The organism is Streptomyces sp. NPDC058052 (genome assembly GCF_042885515.1).
In the GTDB taxonomy this organism is placed as follows: domain Bacteria; phylum Actinomycetota; class Actinomycetes; order Streptomycetales; family Streptomycetaceae; genus Streptomyces.
The window spans coordinates 1-1,048 of sequence record NZ_JBHVRX010000108.1; the positions used below are offsets into that span (position 1 = coordinate 1).

Consider the following 1,048-nt stretch of genomic DNA (forward strand, 5'->3'; position numbering starts at 1 on the left):
GGTATAGAATGGTCTGAAATTAAGCAAAATATGCGAGATCAAATTAGCAAATTATTATTTGAAAGCACGAAACGTCGTCCAATGATTATTCCAGTAATTTCTGAGATTTAATCTTAATAAATAACATTTGAAGAGGTTGGGACAATTGTGTATAGCAAATCATTTAAGTGATTTAAGATGATTATGCTCTGCAACGAGGTCTTCTTAATTTTTGTTCAAACATATCTAATTGGGATATAAGAATAATTGAGATGGCTTTAAACAATTAATTGTCCCTGCCTCTTTCATCTTATTAAATATATACATAATAGTTATTATTAGGCCATAATTAAATAACTGTGAAAGATTAAAAAAGAAGGTGTGAAATCTTGCCACAAACAAAGAAAAAAACAACGAATAGAAGGAAAAGTAATGCTACGCGTAAAAATAGTAAAAGAAAAAAACAAAATGAGAGCCCTTTACGCTACATCATTGCTATTGTCATAATTATTCTTGTCGTTTTAGGAGCTTTTCAATTAGGCATAGTTGGTCAAATGATTGATAGTTTCTTCAATTATCTATTCGGTATGAGTAGATTTCTGACTTATATTTTAGTGATTCTAGGTACAGTCTTCATTACATATTCTAAAAAAATTCCTAAAACGCGTCGAAGTATTGGTGCGCTTGTTTTGCAACTTGCTTTGCTATGTATAACGCAACTTTATTACCATTTTAGTAAAGGCGTGTCATCTGAAAGAGAGCCAGTATTATCATATGTTTATAAATCATATGAACATACACACTTTCCTAACTTCGGAGGAGGTTTAATAGGTTTTTACTTATTTAAATTATTAATACCTCTTATATCAATAGCTGGCGTTATAATTATTACTGTTCTACTAATAGCTTCAAGTATCATACTTTTATCAAACTTAAGACATAGAGATGTAAGTAAAAGCCTATTTGAAAGTATGAAATCATCTAGTAAAAGTGCTTCAGAATCGTTTAGAGACAAAAGAGAAACGAGTAAAGCTAGAAAAGAAGAGAGGGCTCAATTAAAAGCAGAACT

2 protein-coding genes are annotated in these 1,048 nt (G+C 30.2%); both read left to right on the forward strand.

The features are described 5' to 3' along the window. A partial coding sequence (locus ACFVU3_RS40260; protein ID WP_390073742.1) for a hypothetical protein occupies nt 1-111 on the forward strand: 111 nt, incomplete at its 5' end. A gap of 257 nt (nt 112-368) precedes the next feature. Further along, nucleotides 369-1,048 (forward strand): DNA translocase FtsK 4TM domain-containing protein (locus tag ACFVU3_RS40265; RefSeq protein WP_390073741.1); only part of this gene is annotated, 680 nt, incomplete at its 3' end.